Source organism: Milkweed yellows phytoplasma str. MW1, assembly GCF_000309485.1.
Lineage (GTDB): Bacteria > Bacillota_I > Bacilli_A > Acholeplasmatales > Acholeplasmataceae > Phytoplasma.
This window is the reverse complement of record NZ_AKIL01000146.1, coordinates 1-2,919: the sequence shown is the minus strand read 5'-3', so window position 1 is coordinate 2,919 and position 2,919 is coordinate 1. Positions and strand designations below refer to the sequence as shown.

The window sequence follows — 2,919 nt, the reverse complement described above, 5'->3', positions numbered from 1 at the left end:
GCAAATTAACGAATTGCAATGTGTGATAATCACATACTTCATATTCTTGGTTTATCAAACGAAAGAACGATAGATTATAGCAAAGAATAAAAGCGGGTTGAGGTGAAGTCCATAACCAATATGAGACCGCAAGAAGAACGAATTCCAAGGAGAAGTCCTGCAACGGACCTAAACGCAAGAAACGGAGCAATTCGATAGCCAAATCGAACGGAACTGACAACGATTTGCAAGGAGAAAGAAACTAGTTAAAATGTAAGACTAGTTTCATTATCAAACTGGCAACAGTTATCTGATTTAAATATCAACTTCTTGACCTACCTGGCTAAACGGTATTTACCTATCTTAGGAGGTACAAACTCATAAGTTAATGTTAAGGTTAGCGTACCTAAAAGAATCACGTAGCAAATAAGAGTAACTTGGATTTTCCTAAAAATCAAGGTTAAAACCATCTAAAACCTAAACATAAGAGGATAAAAAGTCTTATGGATCCAAGGAAAAAGCAGAATCATAGTAGTCGTTGGAGTAAAACTTAATCTGGAATAGTTAAGATAATCGCCTAACCAGGAAGTCATGGAAAGCATGGTATAGGGCGAAAGAGGAAATAATATTTCGATTTTAAGGGCGTAGAAAGGTGGCGGCTATATGCTATCAAAAGAAAGTAAAATTTCAAAACTAACTACGCATTTAAACAGAATTGAGACGAATTCAAGAAACTTTAAATCGTCAAAAACTAGAAATATTATAAATGCCGTATACTTGGAAACTTGCTCGTACGGCGTTGTGTGGGGCTAGTTTGTAATAGGGAGCCATTCTGAAACGTATCTAATCTATCACGATTTAAAATATTAGTATAAATATCTTTTGAAACTAGAAAATTATAAAAAAATTAGACACTTTTTCATCTAATCAAAAATGTTTTGTTGGTTTGAAAAAATATTAAAAAATTATTACTTAATTTCAAGTTTGAAAGAACAATTTTAAAGACAAAAATTTTATTAAAAAACGGAACAGCGCATTATTTTTAAAATATTTTTTAAAAAAGGTTGACAAATATTTTTTTTATGTTACCATATAGTAAGTTAATAAATAATTTTTTCTTAAAAGGTATTTGTTGTAGAAAAATTAGTTGTGGTCTTTCAGTACCGTTTCGTTGGGTCTCATCCGTATTAACTGGTTTATTTTGATGGCGGTTCTAGAGAAGGCCATTGAACGAATAATTAAAATTAAAATAAATTAAAAATTATTCGATTCTAAACTTTCGACGGAATTAAAACAAATTAGAATAGTCAACTCTGTCAAAAGGAAGAAATCTAAAATCGCGGAATTATTGGAAACTTGTTGGCTTGGTGGCGTGTGGATCAGTGTAATATCTATTCATAGTAAAACACATTGTTAATTTATCGTGATAATTAAAAAATAAATTAATAAGAAAAAAGAGGTTTTATGTTAAAATTAAAGTTTCATTATAAGTTCAAATATTTCTTTTTATCTTTTTTTATTTTATTAAGTGTTTTCTTTTTATTCAATTATCAAGCATTGGCATTGGTTCAAAAAAATAATGAATCCTCAAAGCCTCAAATTCATTTAGTTTTATTAGAACAACCTTATCCTTTGGTTACCCAAAGAGCAATTAGTTAACAACTATACTGCTAAACACTTAAACAAAACTTTACAGCTTAATTCTTCTCCTTGTTATAATGCTACATTTAACAATAACTTAAACACAGTTATCAAAGACGCTCCTTTTAATCTTTTGGGAATTTATTTTGATGGCGGCATAAGAGAAAATAAAAATAATTGTTATATTTTAAATGATTTAAAGCAAATGATTAATGATGTAACAAATATTTATTTTTTTTATGATAATACTTGTTATAACGATGTTGCTATGCAAACTCAAATTAATAAAAACTTTTATTTTGATAAATATAAACAACACTGGGAAGTTCCTTCAGAATGGCGTCCTTGGTTTTGGTCTTATGAAAAATGGAGAAACCATTGGTATAACGAAAAAACACCCACTGAAAAAGGTTATTTTTTAGTTAAATACGGTTCTCAAGGTTTTAAAATAGAAGTAAATATTGATGAAAAAGAAACTATGTGTTCAATTCCAGAACATGCAATTGGTTCAGTTTTAGATAATAATTTTTCTAAAATAAAAAATTTGACAGAAAATGGTTTACAAAATTATTTATGTGATGGTATTTATATTGACTATGATAAACCTTTTTTAACTTTTATAACCAACAATTGGTTTAATGATGTTTGGAATGTTTCTCATAATGTTATTAGTTTTATCCCTATTGTTGGCACTACTATTGATGTTTCTCTGGGTTTATTTGATGTAGAGTGGAATCCTTGGTGCAACAGAATCCACAACAAGCTATAAATGGTACCTTAGATACTGCTTTTACTTTAATGCCTGTACCAGGTTTAAAAAAAGTAGCTGGTTCTAAAGTAATAAAAGCTTTTTCTAAAAAATTACCTAAATTATTACAAAAAAAAAATAATAAAAAAAACAACTGAAAATATTGTTGTACTTCTAAACCTATAAATATAAAATTAGATGATTATACAACTTTAACCGCTAAACCAAGTAATAAACTAATATATGATGTTGAACCTAATGAAAAAGTACATGTAATTAATCATCTTGGCGAGGAAATAAATGAATAATCGAGCAGTTTTGTTAGTTTTGTTTTGTTTTTTAGCTTTTGCATGGACTATTTATTATCCAGAGCCTTAAATAAAAAAACTTAAAAAAGAACATAAAAAGCGAAAAAATTTAGAAAAAAAGTTAAAATGGAAATAAAAATTAAAATATTAAGAATATCTCAATGGATTTTGTTTTTCGTATTGTTCATTGTTGTGCCTTTTTTGATTTTTGTGACTTTTAAAAAATTTTATAATAATATTATT

Annotated in this window: 3 protein-coding genes; all 3 read left to right on the top strand. The window is 27.8% G+C overall.

Going from position 1 to position 2,919, the window contains the following annotated elements:
* The first annotated feature begins 1,443 nt into the window (after positions 1-1,443).
* Entirely contained in the window at positions 1,444-1,638 is a 195-nt protein-coding gene (locus tag RI76_RS02640; protein ID WP_017192606.1) for a hypothetical protein, read from the top strand.
* A 115-nt stretch (positions 1,639-1,753) separates the two neighbouring features.
* Positions 1,754-2,389, top strand: a complete 636-nt coding sequence (locus tag RI76_RS02635) for a hypothetical protein (RefSeq protein WP_017192605.1) — start codon at positions 1,754-1,756, stop codon at positions 2,387-2,389.
* Positions 2,362-2,526 carry a hypothetical protein gene (locus tag RI76_RS03125; RefSeq protein WP_017192604.1) on the top strand — a complete coding sequence of 55 codons (165 nt, stop codon included), beginning with the start codon at positions 2,362-2,364 and terminating at the stop codon, positions 2,524-2,526. The genes RI76_RS02635 and RI76_RS03125 overlap by 28 nt, the downstream gene beginning before the upstream one ends.
* Positions 2,527-2,919: the final 393 nt, after the last annotated feature.